The organism is Curtobacterium sp. PsM8 (genome assembly GCF_030433875.1).
Taxonomy (GTDB): Bacteria; Actinomycetota; Actinomycetes; order Actinomycetales; family Microbacteriaceae; genus Curtobacterium.
On record NZ_JARUXD010000154.1, the window covers coordinates 1 to 799 of the forward strand.

The 799-nt window shown below is 66.8% G+C and carries 1 protein-coding gene; it reads right to left on the minus strand.

What is annotated here, in order from left to right; all coding sequences use genetic code 11:
• Window positions 1-707, minus strand: a 707-nt coding sequence (locus QCD68_RS17195; protein WP_301223891.1) for a hypothetical protein, incomplete at its 3' end; no start/stop codon positions are given.
• Window positions 708-799 lie beyond the last annotated feature (92 nt).

The window sequence follows — 799 nt, forward strand, 5'->3', positions numbered from 1 at the left end:
GTTCCCACGGAACGGACGGTCACCATCACGGCGGGGCCGGTCGTCGTTCCCACGGGACGGACGGTCGTTGCTGCCGCTGCGGAACGGCCGATCACCGTCGCGGCGGGGGCGGTCATCGTTCCCACGGAACGGACGGTCACCATCACGGCGGGGCCGGTCGTCGTTCCCACGGAACGGACGGTCGCTGCTCCCCCCGCGAACGGGCCGGTCTCCATCACGACGCGGACGGTCGTCGTTCCCACGGAACGGACGGTCTCCATCACGACGCGGACGGTCAGTTGCAGGACGGTCAGATCGCCACGAAGGACGGTCGTTCCGGGATCCGCCTTCGCGGAAGTCGCGACCAGAGGGCCGACGATCCGTGCTGTCGCTGCGAGGACGATCGCCACGAGGGGCTCCACCGCCGGCACGCCCACCTTCACGTCGCTCGAAGTCACGCGGCCCAGACGACCAACGACCGCTGTCGCCTTCGCGGCGAGGTCGATCCGGACGGTCTCCGTCTCGACCGTCTCGCCGCTGTTCGTCGTCGTTCGCCACCGTAGCTCCTCGTTGCGTGCCGAGACTCGTGTCCCGGCGATCGTCCGCTGTGTCGTTGTGTCGTGCTGGGGCGGCCCAAGCTGCCCCTGTAGGTCAAGTCCATCATGAACCGGACGCAGAGTCGACCTCATGCATCTGAGATCAAACAGAAAATGGCCACCGGCCCTCACGAGAGCTGTGCTCTCGATGGAGGGCCAGTGGCCACATCATTGAAAAGAAGTCCGGCGGCGTCCTACTCTCCCACAAGGTCCCCCTTGCAGTA